Origin of the sequence: Agrobacterium sp. AGB01 (assembly GCF_014851585.1) — a bacterium.
Taxonomy (GTDB): Bacteria; Pseudomonadota; Alphaproteobacteria; order Rhizobiales; family Rhizobiaceae; genus Agrobacterium.
Genome location: NZ_JACVAB010000004.1, coordinates 354,547 through 380,469 on the forward strand (window position 1 = coordinate 354,547; position 25,923 = coordinate 380,469).

Below are 25,923 nucleotides of genomic sequence, written 5' to 3' on the forward strand. Positions count from 1 at the left end.
GCAAGATGATACTCGCAAAACTTCGCGTACTCAAGAGCGTTCCAAGGAGACGCCGAATTCCAGAAAATAGTTTCGAATAAGGGGTGCACGTTGGAATCAGCCACAGCTGATCGCTCACACGCTTTATTGCAGAAGTAATTTGTCCGAGTGTTTGACAAACCCCGGAAGCGCCTTGGAACTCACCTCTATCGCTTCAATCAACGCGGTGATCGTCTGCCCCATCGGTCGGCCAGAGGCGGTAATGACACCCCAGTGGAACGGGATGCTGAAGGACAAGGGAATGGCTGTAACGTCAGTGACGGGAAGCCCGAAAATCGTTGCCGATTCCACCACGGCAATCCCGAGGCCGGAGCGTGCCATGGCAAGCGAAACATAGGTCGCGTTGCTGTCAATGATGCCGCCCGGTTGCACGCCATGCTTTTCAAGGGTCTGGTTGATACGCATGCGTAACCGGTACGGGTTGGCTGATACGATCAACCGCCGTCCCTGCAGGTCCTCAGGCGTTACGACGCTGTGTTTTGCCAATTCATCATCATTACTGACGACCGCCACGCAGGGGGACTCGCCAATCCAGTGCACATCAAGCCCCGAATTATCGAGCGGCAGGCTGGCGATACCAATATCTGACGTACGCGCCAACACAGCTTGCACGACATTTTCAGACGCCGTGCTTTTGACATGGATATGCGAGGGCAATGATGCACTCTCCAGCAACGCCAAAGCCGAAGGCAGAATGCTGGCGGCGAGAGCCGGGACGGAAGCGACCTCAATGGGCCGAGCGGCATCAACGGCAATCTTGCGCGCACCTTCGCTGATGGTACGCAAACCACTGAGAAACAGTTCCGCCTGAGCAAAAAAAGCCAGTCCCTGTTCGGTTGGTATAATACGCGGGCCATTGCGGTGAAGAACCGGAAACCCCAGTTCTTTTTCAAGGTCCTGGATCAGCCGTGTCATGACCGATTGGGATTTTCCGAGCGCTTTTGCAGCACCGGTCATGCTGCCAATAGATACCACTGCGACAAACGCTTCCAGCTGCCTGGTGTCGAGATAATCGGGTATCATACTGTGTTCAAAGCCAGTTTTGCCTTTTAAAATAAGCAGTTGCTACGCATTTGGTAATTTGCCGGTCAGCCCGACCACCGTTGCATAATCAGAATTCAGCAATTGGCGTCAAGAGGTAGCGAAAACAATGGCCCGGCCCTTACCGGTAAATCGCCTGCCGTTCGCGATGAACGGCAGGCGATTTGACGCGCAAGCTAAGTGTCAATCGACAACAAATCCTTTTTTCTTCAGGAGTTGCAAGAACAGCAACGGCAACAGTGTCGTCAGAATGATCGTAACAAAGGCCATGGCCATACCGATCCCGACTGAACCTTGTTCGAACTGACGCCAGATAAAGGTGGCAATCGTCTGCATGCCAACTGGGGCCACCACAACTGAGGCAACCAGTTCGCGAGAAGCAAGAGCAAAGACCAGCAGCATTGCCGAGGCAACACTGGGGAACACCAGCGGCAGCAGAATACGGCGAAAGGCAACAGGTCCGCTTGCGCCAAAGACCCGTGCTGCAGCCTCAAGATTGTCACCGAGCTGCACAAATGCAGCGGTTGCGTAACGCGCCGTCTGTGGCAGTAAAATACAGCAATAGGCCAGAAGAAGGATCAAGGCGGTATTATAGGGCGTGAATGGCAGGCCAGGCATGTTCCAGGCCATGATCAAACCAACGGCAACCACAATACCCGGAAGGGCATTGGGAATGACGGTCATGATATCGATCAGGACACGTCCGCGCATTCTGGTCTTTACAACTGTATAGGCCGAGACAACGCCGATGATACCGGTAATGATGGCAGTACCGACGCCAAGCGTCAGGCTGTTCACCAAGGCACCGAGCGCACCGGCGCTGTTGCTGAAAACGGCGGCAAAATTTGCCAGCGTGACATTGTCTATGGCAAGACCGCCTGAGATGGTACGCGATAGCGACGTAACGAGAATGGCAAGCATCGGCACGCCGGTTGCCAGAAATGCCACAACAGCAAATGCCGCCATGACAGGTACGGTGAAGGCACCAAGCTCGCGCTTGTCACTGTTTTGCGGTTTGCCCACCACGGTCTGATAGGAACGACGCGCCAGGATCCAGCGCTGGACGAGGAAAGCCAGCAGCGACAAAGTTACCAGCACCAATGACAGGATGGCAGCACCGGGCAAATCAATCGGCCAGTCGCTGACCCGTGTATCAATGCCGGTTACAAGAACCGGGAAACCGGCACGGCTGCCCAAAGCTGCCGGCGTGCCATATTCCTCGATGGCGGCGGCAAATACCAGAAGAAGACTTGCGGCAAGACCGGGCGCCGACAAAGGCAGTGTAATTCGCCAGAATGCCCGCGTTGGCGTTGCACCGAATACACGGCCGACATCCGCATAACGGGCACCAACCGCCTCGACCGTGCGCGACACAGCAAAATAAACGACCGGAAATGTGTTGAAGGTCATGACCAGTGTCATGCCGAACAGCGAAAACAGGAATTGCGAAAGATTGAAACCAAGAAGCTGTTGCAGATAACCGCGCGGCTGCAGTGTCATGATCCAGCCGAGTGTGGCGATGTAGGGAGGGATCATGAAGGGCACGAGCAACAGGATATCCCACACTCTTGCAAACGGAATGCGGTACAGTGCACGCGCAACACCAAGCGGCACCGCTAGAACGGCCGACGCCATCACCACACATAGCCCAAGAAGCAGCGTGTTGCGGGTCATGCCCAAAAGCTTGCTATCCCCAAGGGTTTGAGCAAGCCGCGAGAAGGGCTCCGAAAAGGAGCCCTGCCCGAGTTGAGGAAAGATCGCCTGGAGTACGATTGCGGCAAAGGGCACGACAACGACGATTACGAGGCCACAGGCAGCAAGCCAGGCAGCAGGCGCGGCGCCACCAATATCCTTTGCACGCATTCTTTTATACTCAGTTTGTTCCGAAGATATCGGAAACCTTCTTCAGGGTCTCTTCGCGCTTGCCGTAGATGGCCGACGCATCGTAGTCGAGCAGCTTCAGGTCGCTGATCAGCGGACGGTCAGCCGGGATGTCGGTACGTGCTGGCATCAGGTAGGTTGCAGCAACCATCTTCTGACCTTCGTCCGACAGCATGTAGTCGATGAACTTCTTGGCCTCATCCTGGTTCTTGGACAAGTTCAGGATCATGGCAGGACGCGGTGCGATAACCGTGCCGGAAGCAGGGAAGATAACGTCGATGCTTTCGCCCTTGGCCTTATTGCCATAGGTGATGTAGTCAACAGCGCCAAAAACAGCTGCCTTTGCACCCTGCAAAACAGGGTTAAGCGCTTCAGCATTGGCACCGGCAATGATCGCGCCATTTGCCTGCAGGTCCTTGAAGACCTTGAAGTCGTCATGAGCGCCAAGAACGCCGGTCAGTTCGAAAGCAGAACCAGACTGGGCAGGATCTGGAATGTTCACAAGGTCCTTGAACTCTGGCTTTGCCAGGTCAGCCCACTCTGCAGGCTTCGGTGTGCCGCTCTTGGTGTTCCATGCGATACCGAGAGCAGAAACGCCCTGTGCAACAGCGGTGTCGGACTTCAGGAAATCAGGAACCTTTTCAGCGTTAGGGCTTGTGTAGGACACCAGCCAGCCACGCTTTGCGAAGTCGGTTGCCGTATCCCAGGACGCGGAAATGACGATGTCAACGACAGGGTTTGCAGCTTCTGCCTCAATACGGGCCATGACCTTGCCGGTTGTTGCCTGGAAGACATTGACCTTGATACCGGACTGCGCGGTAAATCCGGCAGCCATCTTGTCGATGAGGTTTTGCGGGCCAGCGGTGTAGACGGTGATATCGGCATGGGCAGTACCGGCCATCAGCATGGCAGCCAATACGCCAAAAGCGGTGTGCTTGAGGGATTTCAACATGTTGCAACTCTCTCCTTTTGAGTGATCTGGTCATCGGCACCGAACCAGTGGATCTGATCGACATCGACGGAAATCGGAATTGTTTCGCCCGGTCTGAAACGGACCTGGCTGAGAAGCTGAAGCTCGACGGACGGCAGGCCGGGCGGCGAGACAACCGCCAGATGGCCATCACCACGGAACTGCGAACGCAGCACCACGCCCTGGAAACTGGCGCGACCTTCGTCGGCCGACACGGCACGTGTCGGAATGAGGATACGAGCGCGGTTACGGGATGGGTTTTGCATGTCGGCAATTTGATAGGTGCTGCCAGCCAGGAACCAGTTGCCGTTCTTCCATTCAATATCGGCCAGACCGCCAAGTCTGAGGAAGTCCGCGACTTCAGGCGTTGCCGGGCTGCCGATCAGGGAATCCGGCGAGGCCAGCTGCTCGATATGGCCGCTGCGCATAACCGCAACTTCATCGGCCAGCGTCAGCGCTTCGGCATGATCATGCGTGACATAAACGGCAGTCAGTTGCAGCGAGGCAATCAGTTCTGCCAGTTCACCAACCATGTTTTCGCGCAGTTCGCGATCAAGATTGGACAGAGGCTCGTCGAACAGGATCAACTGCGGTTCGGCCACAATGGCGCGGGCAATTGCCACGCGCTGCTGCTGGCCACCGGAAAGGTCGCTTGGGCGTCGATCCGCGAAAGCAGCCAGACCGACACGCTCAAGGGCGCGAATAGTGCGCTGGTGTCGTTCACTCTTGCCAATGCCGCGCATTTCCAGCGGGAAGGATACATTGCCTCCCACGGTCAAATGCGGCCACAGTGCATAATCCTGAAACACCATGCCGAGATTGCGTTTTTCAGGCGGTGCGAAAATCGAATTGCCCGCATCAGCCACGACCTTGCCCGCAATCGACACAGAACCAGCTGTCGGCTGCAACAGACCTGCAATCAGTCGCAACAATGTTGTCTTGCCGCAGCCGGAAGGCCCCAGAAGCGCCAAAGTGCGACCACGGATCAGTGAAAGGTCGATGTCCTTGAGGATTGCCGTCTGGGAATACTGGAAACTCAGGCCAGCAGTAGAAACCGCAGCCTGGGCTGCCTCGGAGGTGAATGTCATATGATCGCAGGGGTTGATTAAGATGCGATCTCACTATTCTGACGACATAACAGATATGTGACAAACTCTGTCACAGACCAAAATCCAGCGGTTTTCTTTTCAAGGTCAATTCTCCCTCAGCCGATCATCTGGGTTGGCGAGCGATGTAATCCGATACAGGCACTTCACCCAGAGGCTGCCAAGCACGCGTAATTGAGACGTCGCATGGCATCACGAAGAAGCTGCGTGTAAGCTCCGCAAGCACACGCAACCATAGCAAGAAATATTTTTACGCATGCATTGAAAGCACAAATGAAGTGCTTTATATGTTTAAGCATGATCACAAGGCTTCTTTCTCGCATCATTCTGGTGCTCGGACCGACAAAGCAGGATCTGTCTTCCCTGCGGGAGACCCTGTCTGCGTACCGGGATGCGATGAGTATTCTCGACCAGACAGAAGGCGCAAATCTGGTTGCGCTGCACACCGCAGCCTATGAAAACATCCGCGCCCGGACCGGCCTGCCCTCACGCATGGCGACACTGGCTTTGCGCGACCACAGCCATCACGACCCTGAGCAACCCGTCCAGAGCATTCCTCTCGATGCCAAACTGTTTTCCGTCAAAGGACCAGACACGGTCAGCATCGCCACGATCAACGGCCGTATCGTCGTGCCTTACGCGGTGCGGGGTTATCAGGAGGGCTGGACTGACTTTACTGAAGCACGCCTCATGTTTGAGGAAAACACAGTGACCATCCACGCCGGAATAAGGTCCGGCTTTCAACCGAACAAGGAGACTTCCATGAACAATGAAGGCATTCTTGCCCGGCTCGGGCGCGTCATCGCTGGTGTTGTCAACAACGCCGTAGACACAGCTGAGTCAAACAATCCGGTTGCCGTTGCTCAGCAGGCCGTCCGCGAAATTGGGAAAATCGCCGAGGAAGCCCGTGCAGCACTGGGCGTCGCGGTTGCAGCCGGTCATCGGTTGAAGGCCAAGGCCAAGGATCTGGATGACGAAATTCAGGACCTCGATGAAAAGATAAAGGTCGGGTTGGAAAATAATCGCGAAGATCTGGCGCGTGCCGCAACCGGCCTGCAGATCGATCTGGAGGCCCAGCGCGAAGCACTTGGCAGAGCCATCATGGAAAATGCTGCCGAGATCACCGAAGCAGAGGCCACATTGCGCAGTATCGCCTCAGCCAAGGCAGACGCCCATAAACGGGTTGAAGACGCACAGAAAGCAGCCAAAACTGCAGCACACGTGGATTCGACACCATCGCAGCGCAATGACCAGCGCCTTGCAGACGCACTGGATGCCATAGAGCGGGTTACTGGCACGCCAGCAAAACCCACGAACGGCGCCGCCGAAATTGAAGAGCTTGGCCGCTTACAGCGACAAAACGCCATTGATGCGCGTCTCAAGGCATTCCGTGAAGGGCAACGCTAATGGGAACAATCGTCCAACCAGGTACCGCCGCATTCTGGCTGGCATTGCTGGTCATTGCCGGGCTTGGCATTGTGGAACTTGTTTCAATGTTGCTCGGCGCATCCGTCTCCTCGCTTCTTGATGATGGTTTTAGCCCTCACACACCCGGAGAGTCGCATTCCGGCCTGCTTGGCAGCTGGATGTCCTGGCTCAATGCCGGCGGGGTGCCTGTCCTGGTGCTCGCCGTCATTCTTCTGGCGGCTTTTGCGGTGGCCGGCTTCGTCATACAGGCAATATCGTCGGCGACCATTATTGGCCCAATGCCGGATTATGCGGCGATAACCGGAGCACTGGCAGCAGCCATTCCAGTAACCCGCTGGGCCAGTCGTGGCCTGGCCAAGATCATCCCGCGTGATGAAACAAGTGTGCTGCACCAGTCTGACTTCATTGGACTGGTCGGAACAGTCACCCTCGGTCCGCTCGATCAGGGAAATCCTGGCACAGTCAGGGTCAAGGACCGATACGATAACATCCACTCCTTGCGCGCCAAAGCGGCAGTGGGATACACCATTGCAACCGGTGAGCACATTTTAATTGTCGACGGTTCCGAGGGGCTTTTTGAAGCCATCCCGGCACCGGCGGAACTTAACTTGTCCAACAATGGGCAAAATGGGGGTTAACACACGATGGATTTCTTTTCTCTAAGCCTTATTGCAGGGGTAATTATTGCCGCGATTGTCGTCATCGGCATTATCATGACATCGCTCTACACCCGTTCGACACGCGACAAAGCCTATGTCCGAACCGGTCTTGGCGGCAAAAAAGTCGTGTTGGACGGTGGTTCTATCATCCTGCCAATCTTCCACTCGTATTCCTGGGTATCGCTGAGCACATTGCGCCTTGAGGTGAAGAGATCGGAACATGAATCTCTGATCACCAAGGACCGTATGCGTGCCGATATCACCGCCGAATTTTACGTCCGCGTGAAGCCGGATGCGGAAAACATTGCGCTTGCCGCCCAGACCCTCGGTGACCGTACCAATGATGCCGATGCGCTGAAAGCACTGGTCGAAGCCAAGTTCGTTGACGGTCTGCGCTCCGTTGCAGCCACCATGTCGCTGCGCGACCTGCAGGAACAGCGTGCCGAATTCGTCAAATCGGTGCAGGCCGCCGTTGCCCATGACCTGCAGTCGAACGGTCTGGAACTTGAATCCGTATCGCTGACGCGTCTCGACCAGACCGACATCAAACACTTCAACCCGAACAACACCTTCGACGCCGAAGGTTTGACGGCGCTGACCAAGATCACCGAAGAGCGTAAGCGCGAGCGCAACCAGATTGTCCGTGACAATGAGGTTGAAATCGCCACCAAAGACCGTGAAGCCTCTCTGCGCAGATTGACCATTGAGCGCGAACAGCGTGACGCAGAATTGAACCAGGAACGCGACATCGCCAATAAGACGGCGGAAACACGCGCCGAAGCCGCGAAGATCGAACAGGCTGCCCGCCTCAGCGAAGAAACCGCCAAGCTGGATACTGAACGCGGTATCGCGGAACGTGACGCACAGGCCCGTCAGGCCCGTGAAACAGCACGTATCGAAGCTGAACGCGGCATTGCAGAACGTGAAGCCGAAGCCCGCAAGATTACCGAAACGGCCCGCATCGAAGCGGCGATTGCCGTTGCCGAAAAGGTAGAGGAAGAACAGGCAGCTCGTGCCAAGGCCGATGAAGCCAAGGCTGCCGCTATTACCGCCGAAGAACAGGTCGTGACCGCGCGTGAAGTGGAAATTGCTGAACGCGCCAAGCGCATTGCAGTTATCGATGCCCGCAAGGCCGCAGAACGGGATGCAACAGCCATCACGGTCAAGGCAGAAGCGGAACGTGCCGCAGCGGAAAACCTGGCTGCCGCAGCAAAGATCGCAGCAGAGGCTGAGGCTCAGGCCGCCAAGATCCGCGCAGAAGGTGTGATCGCACTCGGCGACGCTGAAGCCCAGGCCGAACGTGCCCGTAACGACGCCCGTAACGCCCTGTCCGGTGATATCATCGAGTACGAACTTGCCCGCGCGCGCATCGAAATCATCCCAGAGGCACTGGCAGAAGCCATGAAGCCAATCGAGAAGATTTCCGACATCCGCATTTTCAGCGCCGGTAATCTGGCCGGTGCGCTTGGCGGCAAGGGCGGCGAGGGTGGCAGTGCCATGAATGATCTCTCGGGCCAGTTACTCAGCTTCACTGCGCAGAAGCCGATCCTTGATGAAATCCTGTCTCAGGCTGGTTTCAAGGGTGAAGACCCAACCCAGGCACTGCTTGCCGGCAGCCTTGCTGGCGCTTCGAAAGGTGCAGCAACCAAAAAACTCGACAAGAGCGACGACGCCTGACAACAACTCTTAGACCAGAAAACAATGCGCGGCTTTCACGGGAAGCCGCGCATTATCATTTTTATCGTCTAACGCTAAGCAAGCACCCGAAGCTGCCCATCCTCTACAATGACCTCGGTAGGACGGTCATGCGATAGGAAGTTGATTGGGCTTGCCGTGATGCCATAGGCGCCTGATTGCAGGACGGCGACGATGTCACCGGCCTTCAGGTTCGGCATCTGGATATCGCGCGCTAGAATATCGAGTGGCGTGCAAAGTGGGCCGGCGATCGTCACCGGTGCCCAATTTGTTTCATTCATGCGGGCTGGCGCCACCACGGGGTAACTGCGTTTGATAACCTGCCCCAGATTCCCCGATGCCGCCAGATGGTGGTGCATGCCACCGTCAGTCACCACAAAACAAGTACCGCGCGAGTGTTTCACCGAGTTGACTTCGGCAACGTAAACGCCCGCAGGTCCAACAAGGAAACGGCCCGGCTCTACAATTGCCTTGGCGGATGACAGGAGTGGATCATCCTTCATCAACGCAATCAGCGACGGAACCGCAGCAGCGATGACATTAAGATCAAGGGACTTATCGCCGACGTGATAGGGAATGCCGAGCCCGCCGCCGAGATCGACCGTTTCAAGCGGTTTGCCCAGCTGCGCAGCAATCCGTGACGCAATGCCAATCGCATGACGCCATTGTTCCAGAAGTGCTGCTTCGTCCAGAATTTGCGTGCCGCCATAAACATGCACACCGACCAGGTCGATATTCTCAACGTTGGACACGGCATCCAAAGCAGCTTGTAGATTTTCCTCGTCAAATCCGAATGCTGTCGGCTTGCCACCCATACGCATGGCACCGGCCTGCACGGTCGGCACCGGGTTGATCCGGAGAGAACACCGCACCGGCTTACCGATCACATTAAGGCGCTCGATCTCTTCAAAACTCTCAATGTGAATTTCGCCGATACCGCCGACTAGGACCTCTTCCAGCTCCCGAACACGTTTGCCAGGGCCAGCAAACAGAATTTTTTCCGGCGCAACACCTGCCGCCAGCGCAGCACGATATTCGCCGACCGACGCAATCTCGACGCCAGCGCCCTCTTCAACAAAAACCTTGATAACCTGCGGATGGGGGTTGGCCTTCACCGAATAATGGATCGTGGCAAATCCCTCCAATGCGGCCGCTAGCTGTCGGTAGGTCCGGCGCATGAGAGCTGCATCATAAATATAGGCAGGAGTTGCAGTTTTTGCTGTTATCTCACGAACCGGCACGCCGCCAGCCAGCAGATCAGGGCCGTCTGTCTGGAAAAGGGACGCAGCAAGATCATAGCCATGCGACGGTTTGGGGCGCTCGGTTTCACTCACGACGCCACCCGCTCTTTCACCAGCCTCTGGTAATCAATCTTGCCATTGGGCGTGACCGGCAGCTCATCAACAACCTCAATCACTCGAGGCACCATGTAGGACGCAAGGCTCGCAGCCACAGACCGCAGGACGGTGGTCACATCGACATCATCGCCTCCCGCAACTGCTAGCGCATGAACCTTCTGCCCGGCCAGTTCATCCGGCAGTCCAATAACCGCGACCTGCCTGAAATGACCGGTTGCCATCACAGCCTCCTCCACCTCAGAGGGACTGATACGGTAGCCCGATGACTTGATCATTGCGTCATTGCGGCCAATGAAGCTGAAAAAGCCCTCATCATCCTGCACCGCCAGATCGCCGGAATAACAGACAATCTCGCCGCCGATCTCGGCATCGTGGAACGGATGTGGTTTTAGAACCTTCGCCGTGTCCTCGGGCCTGTTCCAATAACCAAGTGACACGGTTGGGCCACGATGGACAAGAATGCCCGGCTCACCCGGTGCAGCCCGCTGTCCCGATGGTGTTACGATGAAGACCTCACACTCTGGGATAGCCTTGCCAATCGACGTCGGACGGCGGTCAAGTTCCTCTGGCGGCAGAAAGGTCGAGCGGAAGGCTTCCGTCAAACCGTACATCAGGAAAACTTGTGTTTGCGGCAGCAGCTTGCGAAGTGCTGTAACCGTGCTGGTTGGCACCGAGCCGCCGGAATTGGTGATATAACGCAAATGCGGAAGTTCCGTCTTCGAAAGCAGCGGCGACGTTTTGGTCAGGATCGCCCATACGGTCGGCACACCCGCCAATCCAGTGATCTGGTGATCACGCAGCGCACGGGTGATGTCGTCACCAAATCGGAAGGTGAGAATAACGATGGTGGCAGCCTGTTCCACCGATGTCAGCAGCTGGTTGAGACCGTAATCGAAGCTGAATGGTAGAATCGACAGGATGCGATCTTCGCCAGTGATGCCGAGATAGGTGCGAACAATACGGGTCCCGGCCAGCAAATTGCGATGCGACAGCATCACGCCTTTGGGTTTGCCGGTGGAGCCAGATGTATACAGGATGGCGGCGAGATCTTCGCCAATATTGTGCGACGGCACCGTCAGAGGGTTGGCTTCGCAAATATCTTCAACAAACAAGACGGTAACATCGTCAATATCAGCCAGACATTCAGCGATCATATCGCCTGACACTTTGCTGGTGATCACAAAGCGAGCACCGCAATCGCTGACGATATGGGAAATCTGCTGACCGCGCAGCAACGGGTTCACAGGGACGAACACACCTGATGCCCGGCTGACCGCGAATATAGCGACGCTTTCCTCGATGCCGCGAGGCAAAAAGATTGCAACCCTGTCTCTCCGTTCCAGACCTTCCGCGACGAGCGCGCCAGCGTATCTGGCAACCAGATCGCCCATCTCCCGGTAAGTGATGCGGCGATCACCATTGATGATCGCAATCTTGTCACTAGAAATGTGAGGCGCAAGAAGGTCGTGCAGAAGTACAGGCTGCGAAATCACCGGGTCATTCGCTCCACGAAAGCTGTAATGCCGGCAGGTGTCGCCAACTCCATAAAGTCAAAATTCTCGTCATCGATCGATATGCCGAAACGTTCCGACAGGAACATGATCAGCTCCAGAAAGCCGAGAGAATCTATGGCGCCTTCCAGCAACGGCGTTGTTGCGCTCAACGGGACCAGATTGGGGAAGCGACCTTCCAGATAACCGAAGACCGCCTCTGAAACGTCCTGGTCGGCCTTCCTCTCACTTAACATTTGTACTCTCCTAAATTGATCGCTTGTCGTCAGGCGTTGAGAAACACGCGCTCCGAAAACATCTCGTTAATAACGTCGTCCTGCCACACGCCTTTTATCTGGTAGGCATGCGCCGGCCACGGATTGATGGCGTGTCTAACCTGAACATCTGCTGGAGTAACCATGCTCAAGAGCGGAACGCCGCGCTTGAGAAGGAAGCGTGAAAGCGGACGCAGATTATCAACGACAGTCTGGGCACTGGTTGCATAAAGCACCCTTGCCATCGGTATCCTGCGTTTGGAAATCACATCGAGAATAACCGGATGACAGGTGTCGTGCAGCTTGATTGCCAGCGCCATACAGCCGAGTTTCATATGCAGGTTGATGCCGTCCACCTGGCGCGCCGATAGCCCCCCTTCGGGAACCTGATCAATCGGAAGAACTGTGCCAGCATTCCGGCCAAACAGCGCAGTAAACGGCAGCGCAAACAACAGGTTTCTGGAGGCAAAGGTCCGAAAACCCAGTTGCTGGTTAAGCTTGATAGCATTTTCAGACGGAGAAAAGTCCGTGTAAACAAACGTGTCGTCCGCCATCGCTTCCTGCAGCATGCGTGGCGCAAACCAGCGATACCTGGCGTCGACATACCAGCTTGAAAGATTGAGAAGTTTTTGGCCCGTCGTCATATGATAGCCGGGTATTTTCAGCAACACGCCAACCGGCTCGTCTTTGGCAAGCAGTATGCTGCCGACCGATGCGAAATCATGGTCTCGGGCATAGGCATGCAGGCGGGAGACACCGCGAGCCCAAAAGCCTGCATCCCTTTCGGGAAAGCCTTTTGCAAGCAAGTCAGCGGCTGTCGTCAGCCTTTGCTCATCGATGGACACGATCCTAAGCATTTTCTCCCCGACTAAGGACGGTCACAACCTTTCCCCCGATACCAGCATCTGCGTTTTTTGCCTGTCAGTCGGCAATCATATCTCGGGTTTCAAACCCAGAACACGACAACCACCGATTTATTCACATATCTCATTTTCGAGGGATTTGCGCCCTCTAGGTTGAGTTTGAATATCCTGATACAGCAAAATCATTACCGCCCTCTTTCAATCGGCGGAGGTAACTTCACAAAAAGGTGAATTCTGCTGAGCTTTTACGCGTTTGACTAGAATATCTCAGACATTCCGGAAAGTAGAAAATGATTTCTACTGTTAACAATATCTACCGAGAAAAAAATAGAGTTGCGCATTATTCCCGGTTTGCCACAACCGCACGCAGACAGAGATTTTTTACTGATTTGAAAAGCCTGTCGCGGTCCTTTTTTGCGGGATCTGCGACCGCCTCGTCTACGGCTCCGTGCATGGCACTGAACAACATCACTGCCGTCATTTTTGAACCATCGACATCGAACATGCCATCCGTCGGCCGACCGACGATTGCCACCATGGATGGTTCCAACCACCCTTTGACGGATACGCCCTACAATGCGAGGGCGCAGTTTGTCGAGATCACCGACCTTCCGCACCACGCTGTGAATATCGCGACCATGGCCAATGGCCGTCAATTTCGGCTTCAAGCGAAAAGCTCAGGAATGTACGAATGAGCACGATCAGCCCAAGAAGACCGACACTTTCGAAGGTCAACGGCGATATAATCGTTGCAATGATGTCGGCACCGATCAGAATTTCGAGACCCAGCAGGATACCGCGCCCCAGATTGGCGCGGTAACGATCATAGGCATCCTGTTTGGCCGCCGATGTCAGGTCACGAAGATAGATGCCCGTTGCAACCGCAACGCCAACCAAAATCACACCAACCCCGAAAAATTCCAGGCCCAGTGCAAGCGGCTTGAGGATCGGCGCAATCAGACTTGTCAGGCCGTCGGCCTCACTACCAATGTCCATTTTCATAATCCTTTTTTGAAAAGAGATGGGGATTTGGCCCTGCGCCAGAAGCGTCACTTACTGAAAGAGGGGCGCGCAGCGCCCCTCTCATCATTATCGATCATAATCAGGCTTGGCCGGGCCGGTTGATCGTCAGGAAGTGCCTGACCACGGGTTTTTCCGGTCCTGTGTGGTAGGCCAGCACCTTGCTCTGCAGGTCGGCATCGGCCTGGGAAACCCGCTTATGTTGGCGCAGGTGTTCAGCCCAGGATTCAACCATGAACCATTCGACCATCTTCTCCGGATCGGCAGAGTCTTCCGTTACACCCCAGCCATAGGCACCATCGCGGCGGCGTTCCTGGGACAGCGTGTCGAGTGCCTTGAGGAAAGCCCGGCGGTGCTGCTTTTCAACATGATATTCGATCAGGATCAGAACAGGGCCACGGTCATGAGCAACAGGTTCTGCAACGAGTGGTTCTGGCCAGTGGTTCGAAGGCACCATGTCAGCATCGCCAGCAGGCAGTTTCAGGCGGTGCATGATCAACCCGACAATCAGCAATCCGGCTGCGCCAATCAACAAGGTGGCTTGAATACCAACAGCCGAACCAACCGCACCCCATCCAAGGCTACCCGCCGTCATTGCACCGTTAAACACGGTCAGGTAAACGGCAAGACCACGACCACGAACCCAGTTTGGCAACACTGACTGTGCAGCACCGTTCAGCGTCGTCAAGGCAGTGATCCATGCAGCACCAAGGAACAGCAGAACGATAATCGCGACAAACTTCGGTGGGGCGAGTGACAGCACAGCCATGACAATTGCCGTAATGATAGCCGCGCCGAGCAGTAATCCATCGGCACTTAAGCGGTCACGCAGTTTTGGCATAACCAAGGCACCACCGATCGCACCGGCACCAACTGCACCCAGCAGGATACCGTAGAAGCTTGCGTCGCCACCCAGCAACTGACGGGCAACCAGCGGAAGCAAAGCCCAGACCGCACTGGCAAAAGCAAAGAAGATAGCAGCACGCGCCAGAACGATATGCAGTGGACGGCTTGCCCGTGTGTAACGAAGACCAGCCCGGAACGCGCCGAAGAAGTTCTCCTGCAGGGCGTCGTTGGCATTCTTCGCACGCGGCCACCAGACCAGTGCGGCGATCACGAATATGTAACTCGCAACGTCGGCTCCGTACGTTATCCCGGCTCCAAACCCTGCCAGAAGCAGGCCGCCGGCAGCCGGACCAATCGAACGAGCGATATTGATGCCGAGCGAGTTGAGGGCAACGGCGCTTTTGACATCCTCGCGCTTTACCAGCTCCGGTACGATGGCTTGCCATGTCGGCCCCATTAACGCGGCACCGATACCACCAAGGAATGTCAGACCGATCAAAGCACTGACCGACAACATCCCGGTCTGCGCCAGAACCATCAGGCTGAGACTGACAGAAGCGAGCAAAAGCTGAATGGCGATTAGAAACTTGCGGCGATCCAGAATGTCGGTGAGCACACCGGCAGGAATGGCGAGAAGAAAGATCGGCAGAGTACCTGCCGCCTGCACCATGGCGACAGCAGCAGGAGATGCCGAGAGATCAGTCATCAGCCAGGAGCTGGCGACATCGCGCATGAAGCTGCCGGTATTGCCAAGAACCGTGGCAGCCCAGAGAACCGCGAAAACCGGTTGCGCGAGTGGGGCAAAGCTGCCGCCGGAGGATTTTGTGCTGCTCATTTGCCTTCTCCCTTTGTCAGATCCAGCGCCGCAACGATCACGAATGCGCCAGCAAGGCCGAGATGTTCAAAGAAGGCATTGGTCGCCATCATGCGATCCATGCCGGGCGCCATTTCCCAGAAACGCAGGGCAATGGCTGTTGCAAGAAGTGTGAAGCCTGACAGCGCCAATGCGCCAGCCCAACGAAGGCGACCGGACACCACCATGGCAGATGCCACCAGTTCAAAAATAATGACGGCAACTGCAAAGGCCGATGCAGGATGAAGACCGAAATGCTCCATCTCGGCAATCGCGCCGGAGAAGTCGAAAATCTTGGTCAGAGGTCCCTGAATATAAGCGGCACAAAGGGCAAGCAGTGCCACCGTTCGTGTAGCCGGAGCAGTTATCACGTCGACAAGACGTCCCTGCGGCCGGAGTGAAGAGGAGGAAAGAAGGTTCATGGCTTGCTCCAGCTGTTGTCACCGCGTTGCGGCGCTGTGTTCCTTTGATGGAGCGATAATGATCTCGAAATTCGCCAACAACAATTGCATCAATAATTCAGATTTAATTGTCAAATATGCAATAATAGAAATCGGGCGACCAACAGGTCACCCGATCAGTTTTAAAAGCTTATACAGCCCAGCAAGAGCATCCAAGCGCGCCGAAGAAGCCCTTGAGATCAGCAATCGGCAGTTTCGAGGTCCATGCACCGGCATGGTCATGACCATGAACACCGCAATCGCTGGCGCAGCCGCAGGTCGAGATAGCCGTACGGCGTAGCGAGCGGGCGCCCGCGCCTTCCGGTTCACCCCAGGCGGCATAACCACCAAACTTGCGCACAGGTGACCAGTCGGGCATCGCAGGCGGAACATCGTTCTCATCAAGCGTTTTGAAGTCACCAGTCCCGTAAACGATCTTGCCACCGACCATAGTCAGTTCCGAGGTGAGGAACGAAATCTCGTCCTCGGCGCAGGCAAAGAAGTCCTTGTCCGGCACGATCAGGTCGGCAAACTGCCCCTTCTCGATGCGGCCCTTCTTGCCCTCTTCATTGGAGAACCATGTGACCTTCTCGGTCCACATGCGCAACGCCGTCTCACGGTCCAGGCAATTGGCGCGTGGATAAAGCTGCATGCCACCCACCGTCTTGCCGGTGACCATCCATGACAGCGATACCCAAGGGTTATAGGACGCAACACGCGTGGCATCGGTACCTGCCGAGACATTCACACCTTTGTCGAGCATCTTCCTGATCGGTGGTGTGGCTTCGGCAACACCATGACCGTAGCGTTCAACGAAGTATTCGCCCTGATAGGCCATGCGATGCTGGGTGGCGATACCACCGCCAAGCGCTGCAATCCGGTCGATCGAACGGTCCGAGATGGTTTCGGCGTGGTCGAAGAACCAGTTGAGACCTTCGAGCGGAATGTCCTTGTTGACCTTCTCGAACACATCCAGTGCCCGGCTGATGGTCTCATCATAGGTAGCGTGCAGACGCCATGGCCAGCGGTTCTCGGCGAGAATCCGCACAACCTCTTCCAGTTCACCTTCCATTTCCGGAGCCATCTCCGGACGTGGTTGGCGGAAATCTTCGAAGTCGGCAGCGGAGAAGACCAGCATCTCACCCGCCCCATTATGGCGGAAATAGTCGTTGCCCTGTTTATATTTGACCGAGCTCGTCCAGTTGAGAAAGTCCTCTTTTTCCTGCTTCGGCTTTTGCGTGAACAGGTTATAGGCCAGCCGCACTGTCATCTGGTTGTTATCCGACAATTGCTGGATGACCTCATAGTCATCGGGGTAGTTCTGGAAACCACCCCCGGCATCGATCACGCCGGTAACGCCCAGCCGGTTCAGTTCCCGCATGAAGTGACGGGTCGAATTGACCTGATAGTCGAGCGGCAGTTTCGGGCCTTTGGCGAGTGTCGAATACAAAATGCCGGCATTGGGTTTGGCCAGCAGCATGCCGGTCGGGTTGCCATTGGCATCGCGGGTGATCTCGCCGCCGGGCGGGTTTGGTGTGTCCCTTGTATAACCGACAGCGCGCAGGGCTGCCCCATTCAAAAGTGCGCGGTCATAGAGATGCAGCAGGAACACCGGCGTATCCGGAGCAATGGCGTTGATCTCTTCGATGGTCGGTAGGCGCTTTTCTGCAAACTGGTGTTCGGTAAAGCCACCAACCACGCGCACCCATTGCGGGGCCGGAGTAATCGCCACCTGGCGCTTCAGCATATCCATGGCATCCGCCAGTGAGCGCACGCCATCCCAGCGCAGTTCCATGTTATAGTTCAGGCCACCGCGCACCACGTGGGTGTGGTTGTCGATCAGGCCCGGCAGCACCCGTTTGCCCTTCAGGTCGATGATTTTGGTTTCGGGGCCGGCAAGTGCCATGATGTCGGCATCCGTGCCAACGTCAAGAAATGTGCCGTCCTTGATCGCGACGGCCGTCGCATGCGGGTTTGAACGGTCGAGTGTCGTGATCTGCCCGTGGTGGAGGATCAGGTCGGGATACATGGGCGTAACTCCAGGCTTTATGATGGTGATGAAGATCAATGCAAAAATTGACGTTTGAAAGGAAACACCGGATGCCTGAGCGGCACCTGCTTCGTCAACCGTCGGATGGTGTCGAGTTGTTGCGAGCCGCGATCACTTTGGCGTCATCATCCCCCTTGGGCAAATGACCAAACATGTGCGGCTTGATCTGGTTGATCCAGGAAACCGCCGCAGGCTCCTTGTTGATCAGGGTCTTTGCGAAAGGAATGAGCTGTTCGCCGACGAGAATACCAAGAAGGCCGACAAGCGCAATGACCGGCGGAGCCGGTGAACGGACATTGAGCAGACTGTAGACGATACCGACTAGCAGCCCTGCGCCGAGGGAAAGAAGATAGATTTTCATGGAATGTACTCCTCTCTTGAATGAAAAACCGCTCCGACAGGGAATTATCGGAGCGGTTCGATCAGGCCTTACTTGGCTGGGTTAGGACCGATACGTTTGCCGTGCTTGACCCGCTCGGCACCGCCGTGAACGTGAGTGACTGCGTAGTCGATACCCATGCCGTAAGCACCGGAGTGCTCCTTCACCAGCGAGGTTACAGCGTCATAGGTTTCCTTACGGGCCCAATCGCGCTGCCATTCAAGCAGAACCTGCTGCCAGGTCACTGGAATGACACCGGCTTGAACCATGCGGTCCATGGCGTATTTGTGCGCATCACTTGAGGTACCACCGGACGCATCGGCCACCATGTAGATTTCATAGTCTGGAACATCGTGGAGAGCGGAAAGAGCGAAGGTCGTGTTGCACACTTCGGTCCACAGGCCGGAAACGACAATCTTTTTGGCGCCTTTGGCTGCGTTCTTTGCCAGGGCATCGCGCACATTCTGGTCGTCCCAAGAGTTCATCGATGTACGTTCAAGAATGTCATTTTCCGGATAAACTGCCAACAGTTCAGGGAACGTGTTGCCGGAGAAGCTTTCCGTCTCAACCGTGGTGATTGTTGTTGGGATGTTGAAGATCTTGGCTGCCTTGGCAAGACCAACCACGTTGTTCTTCAGTGTCTGGCGATCGATCGACTGAACACCAAACGCCATCTGCGGCTGCTGGTCGATGAAGATGAGCTGGCTGTTTGCAGGGGTAAGGACTTCGAGCTTAGACATGGTGGTTCTCCGTTTAAATTTGAGTGCCGATCAGCGGCGTTGAGTTTTGAGATACCTTCGGCTGTCGGCTGCCTGCCTCAGGCAGCCGTTTCGAAAGGCGGATAATGTTTTGGTCAGTGGATGGGGTTGAAAACCCCGGTCTTACGCCGCAATCGGAACCAGATTAGCCTCGATCTGATCGCGGAAGTTTTCATAGCGGCTTGGCAGTTTCAATGCTTCGCCGAGATGGGCAGTATCTTCGTCCCGGTCAAAACCGGGTTCGTTGGTGGCGATTTCGAACAGGATGCCGCCCGGCGTCCGGAAGTAGATCGCCCAGAAGTAGTCTCTATCGATCACCGGTGTGACCTGGTAACCCGTATCCATCAGTGCCTTGCGCACTTCGAGTTGCTTTTCGCGATTGTCGACTGCAAAAGCTATGTGGTGGACCGAGCCGGCGCCCTGACGGGCGAAAGGTGTCTTTGGAAGCGAGACAAGATCAATCGTGTCTGCACCATTGCCGCCGGGAATGACAAACCGAGTGACATCACCTTCAGCCTCTGTCCGCTCATACCCCATGAAGCCGAGAAGTTCTGCGGTGGCTGCAGTATCGTGCAGATTGAAACGCGCCCCGCTAAATCCGCGGATGGCAACATCGTCCGAGACACCCTCACCGACCCAGCCGGCGCGCTTGTCATCTGCGGTTTCGACCAGAGCGAAAGCATCGCCATCCGGGCCAATGAAGCGCAGGCGGTTGGCACCAAAAGCCCTGTCGGTTTCAACCCCACCGACACCCTGCGCCGTGAAGCGGTCTTTCCAGAAGGAAAGTGCGCCCTTAGGAACGGCAAACTGTGTTTCGCCGACTTCACCGACACCTGGCCGACCGAGCATCATGTTGGCGAAGGGAAAATATGTCATGACCGTACCGGGTGTCCCGTTCTCATCACCGTAATAGAGGTGGTAGACACTTGGGTCGTCGAAGTTGACTGTCTTCTTCACGCGGCGCAGACCGAGCGTATCGGTGAAGAACCTGTTGTTCTGCTGTGCATCAGATGCCATCGATGTGATGTGATGCAATCCCTTGATGTCCTTGATCATAATCTTTGCCTTTCTGCGCTGGCGTTGTCCGTTTCGTTGAGTAGAGTTTTAGCCGGGTTGATTACTGCGCGGAATTGCAATATTTCTTTCGAATGAATTGCGATTTTTGAAATAATAGAGATGAACGATTACAGAGCCCTGAAAACCTTCCTGCTGGCCGCGGAAAAGCGCAATTTCGCGCAGGTGGCCCGCGAATTGAACATGACACCTGCGGCCGTTACGCGCGCCATTGCCGCGCTGGAGGATGACCTCGGTGTCCAGCTATTTGTGCGCACAACGCGGCAGGTTTCGCTGACAACGGATGGCGCTGTTTTTGCAGCGCAAATCCAGCCTGCGGTCGAGGCACTCGAAAATGCCCGCAAAGATGTGAGAAATGCGAACAAGGCCGATGAAGGCCGCTTGCGCATCAGTTCGCCAACCTGGTTCGGTAAGGCGGTGTTGCCGCCGATCCTGTCAGGATTCAAGGAACGTTATCCAAAGATGAGCTTTGAGATTTCCTTGTCGGACGGTCTGGTGAACATCGTTGACGATGACTTTGATCTGGCAATCCGTATTTCATCGCAACCCTCGGACAAATTCACGATCTGGCGTAAAATCCGTGTCGTGCCGCGTATTCTGGTCGCAGCACCCGGAAGCCGGTTTGTCGATATGCAGCATCCAAACGAACTGACGCCTAACGATTGCCTAGCCTACAGTGGTGAAAGCCGAGCAGAGACCTGGGTTCTGTCGGATGGCGGGTCGAGTATATCAATCTCGGCGGGTCGTGCCTTCAGCGCCAACAGTGGCGAGGTCTTGGCGGATATGGCTGCAGATGGCTCCGGGGTGGCTCTTCTTCCAGGGTTCAATATTGCCGATCACATCAGGAGCGGTCGTCTTGTGCATGTCTTCAAGGGATGGGCACCGCCGGATCTGTGGCTGACACTCTACTATCCGCCGTATCAGGCGTTACCACCACGCATCGCGTCCTTCTCGAAGTTTTTTGAAGAACAGGTCGCATCCCACATGGTTATGTTGGATTGATAACCACACCAGCACATCCTCAAAGCCGGAATGCTGGCTCAAGTTGAGACGAACGGCGCACTTATTCTTAGCCTGTCTGCGACCAGTTTCTGGAGCTGCCACAGGTTTCGGTCTAAGATATTGCGATCCGCTAGGTCCAGAACCGTTCGATGCAAATATTCCGCACAGGATCCCGCCGGTCCGCACGCTTGCGCGATCAAGGTCGCGGCCTCTTCAAGAGGGATCTTCTGCGTGAGCTGAGATTGCTTCGGGCTCGCCCAGAATGTGAGTGCGCGGCGCATTCCTGTCGGTGTCTTGACCGAAACCCATCGGACCATATCACACACTTCGGCGTAGCGTATCTCCCGCGCCAGAAGCGTGCGCAGGTCCTGCGTCTTCGTTGCGCAAGGTAGCTTGAGGATTAAACCGGAACAGCTGCCACCTGGCTGAAGGGCCAACATAAGGCCCGGCGCATCGGAAGTGGCCCGCAGTCGCTCTATTCTCAGAGAGAACGCGCGGTGCCATCCGAATGCGACGGCATTTTCGCTGCCAGCCACTTGAAAACCTGGGTTCCACATCAGGGATCCGTAAGCGAATACCCAAATCTCCTCATCGTGGGCTTCCTGCTCAACGCGACTGACGAGGGCATCGAGCTGCCGAGACGAGATCGGGCTCCAGTTGGGCTCCGGCCCCTCTTCCTCGACGATCCTGAGCGTTCTTGCGACGAGTTCAGAAGTCAGTTGCATGGACGCTGAGAGAGTCGTCTTGGCTGTGGGTAGTCGCGGCATCTTAAAAACCATTCTAACGAGGTAACCGCAGGACCGTTGTCGCATCCGGCAGTTCATGGGGCATTACATCAAGACGTCGCACGGTCGATCACTGCGCGGAACGTAATCTCAACAATCTGCTCCGGAAATGCCAACGCAGTCACACCAATCAGGTTGCTGGTGCATTGCGGCATGTCGGTCCCATACATTTCCTTTCGGACCGCTGACCCGACCGCAAATGCGCTCGGAACGTCGAGAACGTAAAGTGTCTCTTCGACTACGTCATCAAGACTGGCGTCGAATTTGGCGAGGAGCTTCTTGGCGTTGACATAAGTCTGGCGGATTTGTTCTTCCATCTGCGAGAAGTCAGCAGGCCGACCCTTGGCATCTAGCTCCGCGGGTGCGACGAGCTTGCCGCCCGCATCGTGGCTCAACTGCCCTGAGATGTAGATCGTATCTTTTACCTGTACGGCCTGTTGGTATCCGAAGGCACGCTCCCAGGCGACACCGTGGTTTGCGACCTGCTTAGCGGAATTGTTATTTGTCATGGCAGTTTCCTTGGAGGAGCAGCGAGCGCGCCGAGCGCCTGCGGATCAAAGTGGCTCGAGAGGCGACGGATGCGTGAAAGGCCACATCCGCCGCCAGTGCGATCAAGCCTGGACGAAGGCCAACAGATCAGCGTTGAGAACATCGGCATTAACCGTCAACATACCATGAGAGAAACCAGGGTAGGTCTTGAGCATCCCGTTTTTGAGAAGTTTGATCGCCTTGTGGGCAGAATCTGCGATCGGTACGATCTGGTCGTCCTCGCCGTGCAGAACAAGCGTTGGAACGGTGATCGCCTTCAAGTCTTCTGTCTGGTCGGTTTCAGAGAAAGCCTTGATGCCATCATAATGGGCCTTTGCGCCACCCATCATGCCCTGACGCCACCAGTTCTGGATAACGCCTTCCTGGACCGTCTCACCATCACGGTTGAAACCGTAAAAAGGACCAGACGGTACATCACGGAAGAACTGGGCGCGGTTGGCAGCCAGTGCGGAACGGAAGCCGTCAAACACTTCGATCGGCAGACCCTCAGGGTTAGCGTCGGTTTTCAACATCAGTGGTGGCACCGCAGAAACCAGAACAGCCTTGGCAACACGACCGGCGGGCTGACCATGTTTTGCAACATAGCGGGCAACTTCACCGCCACCGGTTGAATGGCCGATATGAACGGCGTTCTTCAGATCGAGGGCTTCGACGACAGCAAATGCGTCGGCTGCATAATGGTCCATGTCGTGACCGTCCGCCACCTGTGCCGAGCGACCATGACCACGACGGTCATGCGCAACAACACGGTAGCCCTTCGACAGGAAGAACAGCATCTGGGCGTCCCAGTCATCCGACGACAGCGGCCAGCCGTGATGGAAAACGATTGGCTGCGCGTCCTTTGGACCCCAATCCTTGAAGAAGATTTCAACGCCGTCCTTGGTGTTAATAGTAGCCATTTGAGTATTTCCTTTTGTCGAAGTGGAGTTGGACGCAGCATCTGCTGCATATGTACGTCTTGGTGAAATCGCCAACGTGGCTGCGGCTGCACCTGCAGTGAGCAACGCACGACGGCGGGTAATAGAAGAAAAAATCTCGTTCATGTGATGCCCCGTACCTTGTATCCAGTTTCAGGCGACACCTGTTCGTCTGATGCGTTGATATTGCCGCCAATCAAGCGTCGTAACAATTGCACCAATTATTGATATTTTATTGCGTATTATGAAATAATGTTCATGGCAGGTTGATCAAGCCAGTTCAGGTTAGTGACACACAGTTACAGCCTGGCGACAGAGGCGGATAACGTATTTTAAGAGGTTGTCACGCCTGGCTTGCGTACCGCTGGCGAGGACGTCGTCAACCACCTGATACTGAACAGCACGACAGCCGTCAGTTCGATATCAAGCTCCGCTTCTAGACAGAGCAAAGTCGTGAAAAACCAGATCGTGAACTCGATCTTTGCAAGGTAAAACGATACGCAGACCGTCCTCCATTATTCAGAATGCTTGGCCCTCGTTAACCGGCGCTTTTCTCGGTTCTTGCCGGCTGCAAGAACCACTCATCGGTCTGGATATAAACGAGATCCCTCTAAGCATCTGGTCTAGGTTAACCTTTGCGTGGGAGTAGGTAACAATCTTCGTGGTAAGATGCGAACAGCGGCACGACGTGCCGCTGTCGTTTTGTTTTTGTCACTCTTAAACGCCGTCTACCTGAAGGCAGAGGTATTTTACCTCGACATAATCCTCGATGCCGTATTTCGAGCCTTCACGGCCCTGACCGGATTGTTTGATGCCGCCGAATGGCGCGACCTCGGTGGAGATCAGACCGGTATTGATACCGACCATGCCATATTCCAGCGCCTCGGCAACCCGGAAGACCCGTGACAAATCCTTGGCATAAAAATAGGAAGCAAGGCCAAACTCTGTGTCATTGGCCATTTCGATAACGTCACTTTCCGTCTCGAACCGGAACAGCGGCGCAACCGGCCCGAAGGTTTCTTCTTTCGCCACCTTCATCGCCGATGTGACGCCAGTCAGAATGGTCGGCTGGAAAAACAGTCCACCCCGTGCATCACGTTTGCCACCGACAGCAATGGCGCCACCTTTTTCCAGAGCATCGGCAATATGTTCCTCCACCTTCTCTACGGCTTTCTCGGTGATCAGTGGGCCTGCAACGACCCCTTCTTCAAATCCGTCGCCAACCTTCATGGCGGACACTTTGGCTGCCAGCTTCTCAGCGAAGGCATCATAGACCGCAGCTTGAACGTAAATCCGGTTAGCGCAGACACAGGTCTGGCCGTTGTTGCGATATTTCGAGATCATTGCGCCTTCAACGGCAGCATCCAAGTCTGCATCATCAAACACAATGAAGGGCGCATTGCCACCAAGCTCGAGGCCTAGCTTCATGATCTGTTCGGCACCTTGACGCATCAGGATCTTGCCAACACCCGTTGAGCCGGTGAAGGTCAACTTGCGAACCTTGTCATTTTCGGTGAATTCCAGACCGATATCTGCAGACTTTCTCGAGGTGACAACATTAAACACACCGGCCGGCAGACCGGCCCTTTCAGCCAGCACCGCAAGCGCAAGCGCTGACAGTGGCGTTTCAGCCGCAGGCTTCGACACCATCGCGCACCCCGCAGCAACAGCAGGCGCAAACTTACGCGCCAGCATGGCATTGGGGAAATTCCATGGAGTGATGGAGGCCACCACACCGATTGGCTGTTTCAACACGATGATACGCTTGTCTGGCTGGTGGCCGGGAATGGTGTCGCCATATACACGTTTGGCTTCCTCACCGAACCACTCGACATAAGCGGCGCCGTAAAGGATTTCACCCTTTGCCTCGGCCAGCGGCTTGCCCATTTCCATGGTCAGGATCGCCGCGAGGTCATCGGCATTGGCAACCATCAAGTCGTAAAGTTTGCGCAGGACTGCAGCGCGCTGCTTACCGGTCTTTTTTGCCCAGAGTTTCTGCGCCTTGTGGGCAGCATCAATGGCGCGTGCAGCATCGGCACGGGTCATATCGGGCAATGTGGCAATCACCTCACCGGTCGAAGGGTTGGTCACGACGAAACTCGCACCGCCCTCACCGCTCGCCTGCCATTGACCATCGATCAACGCCTTGTCGGTGGCCAGCGTGGGGTCTTTCAGTTTGGCAAGAAGTGTGTCGGACAGGGCCATGGCGGAAGTCTCCTTCAATGGCTGAAATCAGAGAGCTGAAATCAGGTGCAACGTTACGGAACCGAATTCACCGGACCCCGCACGAGGTGTCAAGAGAATGCTTATGTGTTGCGTCAGGTGCGAAACTCAACCAGGCCTGCTCCCCGCGCCTGATGCAGGAAACCGCATGGTGTTTGACCAACGCAAATTCGTAAAAATTTTGCTGAAATCGAACGCAATGCGCCGGAAGCGGCAGCATTA

Annotated in this window: 24 protein-coding genes and 1 pseudogene; 4 read left to right on the plus strand and 21 right to left on the minus strand. The window is 55.6% G+C overall.

Annotation, left to right across the window (positions count from 1 at the left end; all coding sequences use genetic code 11):
- Positions 1-123: 123 nt before the first annotated feature.
- From IB237_RS16450 to IB237_RS26565, 5 genes and pseudogenes are all read right to left on the minus strand, one after another.
- Entirely contained in the window at positions 124-1,062 is a 939-nt protein-coding gene (locus tag IB237_RS16450) for a LysR family transcriptional regulator (protein WP_192489760.1), read from the minus strand.
- 201 nt (positions 1,063-1,263) lie between these two features.
- Positions 1,264-2,943 (minus strand): iron ABC transporter permease, encoded by a 1,680-nt coding sequence (locus IB237_RS16455; protein ID WP_192489761.1) that lies wholly within the window; start codon positions 2,941-2,943, stop codon positions 1,264-1,266.
- Between the two features lie 10 nt (positions 2,944-2,953).
- On the minus strand, positions 2,954-3,913 hold the full coding sequence (locus tag IB237_RS16460; RefSeq protein WP_192489762.1) for an ABC transporter substrate-binding protein: 960 nt from the start codon (positions 3,911-3,913) through the stop codon (positions 2,954-2,956).
- Positions 3,907-4,464, minus strand: coding sequence for a TOBE domain-containing protein (locus tag IB237_RS26560; protein ID WP_371815345.1), 558 nt, complete (start codon positions 4,462-4,464; stop codon positions 3,907-3,909). Before IB237_RS26560 ends, IB237_RS16460 begins: the two co-directional genes overlap by 7 nt.
- A 90-nt stretch (positions 4,465-4,554) precedes the next feature.
- Positions 4,555-4,911 (minus strand): annotated as a pseudogene (locus IB237_RS26565) (ABC transporter ATP-binding protein); the annotation flags it as partial.
- A gap of 423 nt (positions 4,912-5,334) precedes the next feature.
- On the opposite strand from IB237_RS26565, the gene IB237_RS16470 reads away from it, so the two are divergent.
- From IB237_RS16470 to IB237_RS16480, 3 genes are read left to right on the plus strand one after another with little or no spacing between them, the layout of a single operon-like run.
- Positions 5,335-6,444, plus strand: coding sequence for a PspA/IM30 family protein (locus IB237_RS16470; protein WP_192489764.1), 1,110 nt, complete (start codon positions 5,335-5,337; stop codon positions 6,442-6,444).
- Complete coding sequence (locus IB237_RS16475) at positions 6,444-7,103, plus strand: OB-fold-containig protein (RefSeq protein ID WP_192489765.1); 660 nt, start codon at positions 6,444-6,446, stop codon at positions 7,101-7,103. Before IB237_RS16470 ends, IB237_RS16475 begins: the two co-directional genes overlap by 1 nt.
- Before the next feature lie 6 nt (positions 7,104-7,109).
- Positions 7,110-8,801, plus strand: coding sequence for a flotillin family protein (locus IB237_RS16480; protein ID WP_192489766.1), 1,692 nt, complete (start codon positions 7,110-7,112; stop codon positions 8,799-8,801).
- Positions 8,802-8,875: 74 nt separating this feature from the next.
- On the opposite strand, the gene IB237_RS16485 is transcribed toward IB237_RS16480, so the two are convergent.
- The 12 genes from IB237_RS16485 to IB237_RS16540 form a co-directional block, all read right to left on the minus strand.
- On the minus strand, positions 8,876-10,153 hold the full coding sequence (locus IB237_RS16485; protein WP_192489767.1) for a type III PLP-dependent enzyme: 1,278 nt from the start codon (positions 10,151-10,153) through the stop codon (positions 8,876-8,878).
- Positions 10,150-11,667, minus strand: a complete 1,518-nt coding sequence (locus IB237_RS16490; protein WP_192489925.1) for an AMP-binding protein — start codon at positions 11,665-11,667, stop codon at positions 10,150-10,152. Before IB237_RS16490 ends, IB237_RS16485 begins: the two co-directional genes overlap by 4 nt.
- The gene (locus IB237_RS16495) at positions 11,667-11,924 is read right to left on the minus strand and encodes an acyl carrier protein (protein WP_192489768.1); all 258 of its coding nucleotides are present in this window, start codon (positions 11,922-11,924) and stop codon (positions 11,667-11,669) included. The genes IB237_RS16490 and IB237_RS16495 overlap by 1 nt, the downstream gene beginning before the upstream one ends.
- A gap of 29 nt (positions 11,925-11,953) precedes the next feature.
- Complete coding sequence (locus IB237_RS16500) at positions 11,954-12,799, minus strand: hypothetical protein (RefSeq protein WP_192489769.1); 846 nt, start codon at positions 12,797-12,799, stop codon at positions 11,954-11,956.
- Between the two features lie 346 nt (positions 12,800-13,145).
- A complete protein-coding gene (locus IB237_RS16505) occupies positions 13,146-13,343 on the minus strand; it encodes a hypothetical protein (protein WP_192489770.1) in 198 nt (65 codons plus the stop codon).
- 62 nt (positions 13,344-13,405) lie between these two features.
- The gene (locus tag IB237_RS16510) at positions 13,406-13,801 is read right to left on the minus strand and encodes a DUF1622 domain-containing protein (RefSeq protein WP_192489771.1); all 396 of its coding nucleotides are present in this window, start codon (positions 13,799-13,801) and stop codon (positions 13,406-13,408) included.
- 106 nt (positions 13,802-13,907) lie between these two features.
- Positions 13,908-15,506, minus strand: coding sequence for an MFS transporter (locus IB237_RS16515; protein WP_192489772.1), 1,599 nt, complete (start codon positions 15,504-15,506; stop codon positions 13,908-13,910).
- Positions 15,503-15,946, minus strand: a complete 444-nt coding sequence (locus tag IB237_RS16520) for a DoxX family protein (protein WP_192489773.1) — start codon at positions 15,944-15,946, stop codon at positions 15,503-15,505. The genes IB237_RS16515 and IB237_RS16520 overlap by 4 nt, the downstream gene beginning before the upstream one ends.
- A 169-nt stretch (positions 15,947-16,115) precedes the next feature.
- Entirely contained in the window at positions 16,116-17,993 is a 1,878-nt protein-coding gene (locus IB237_RS16525; protein ID WP_192489774.1) for an amidohydrolase, read from the minus strand.
- 94 nt (positions 17,994-18,087) lie between these two features.
- Positions 18,088-18,375: a XapX domain-containing protein gene (locus tag IB237_RS16530; protein ID WP_192489775.1), complete on the minus strand. Its 288-nt coding sequence runs from the start codon at positions 18,373-18,375 to the stop codon at positions 18,088-18,090.
- A 68-nt stretch (positions 18,376-18,443) separates the two neighbouring features.
- Positions 18,444-19,133 (minus strand): hydrolase, encoded by a 690-nt coding sequence (locus IB237_RS16535; protein WP_192489776.1) that lies wholly within the window; start codon positions 19,131-19,133, stop codon positions 18,444-18,446.
- A 141-nt stretch (positions 19,134-19,274) separates the two neighbouring features.
- Entirely contained in the window at positions 19,275-20,207 is a 933-nt protein-coding gene (locus tag IB237_RS16540) for a ring-cleaving dioxygenase (protein ID WP_192489777.1), read from the minus strand.
- Between the two features lie 120 nt (positions 20,208-20,327).
- Between IB237_RS16540 and IB237_RS16545 the strand changes: the two genes are divergently transcribed.
- Entirely contained in the window at positions 20,328-21,227 is a 900-nt protein-coding gene (locus IB237_RS16545; RefSeq protein WP_192489778.1) for a LysR family transcriptional regulator, read from the plus strand.
- 38 nt (positions 21,228-21,265) lie between these two features.
- Here the strand turns inward: IB237_RS16545 and IB237_RS16550 are convergent, their stop codons facing one another.
- From IB237_RS16550 to IB237_RS16565, 4 genes are all read right to left on the minus strand, one after another.
- Positions 21,266-21,994, minus strand: a complete 729-nt coding sequence (locus tag IB237_RS16550; protein WP_192489779.1) for a gamma-glutamylcyclotransferase — start codon at positions 21,992-21,994, stop codon at positions 21,266-21,268.
- Positions 21,995-22,062: 68 nt separating this feature from the next.
- Positions 22,063-22,521 (minus strand): Rid family hydrolase, encoded by a 459-nt coding sequence (locus IB237_RS16555; protein WP_192489780.1) that lies wholly within the window; start codon positions 22,519-22,521, stop codon positions 22,063-22,065.
- A 102-nt stretch (positions 22,522-22,623) separates the two neighbouring features.
- Positions 22,624-23,460, minus strand: coding sequence for an alpha/beta fold hydrolase (locus tag IB237_RS16560; RefSeq protein ID WP_305852556.1), 837 nt, complete (start codon positions 23,458-23,460; stop codon positions 22,624-22,626).
- A gap of 735 nt (positions 23,461-24,195) precedes the next feature.
- Positions 24,196-25,683 (minus strand): NAD-dependent succinate-semialdehyde dehydrogenase, encoded by a 1,488-nt coding sequence (locus tag IB237_RS16565; RefSeq protein ID WP_192489782.1) that lies wholly within the window; start codon positions 25,681-25,683, stop codon positions 24,196-24,198.
- Positions 25,684-25,923: the final 240 nt, after the last annotated feature.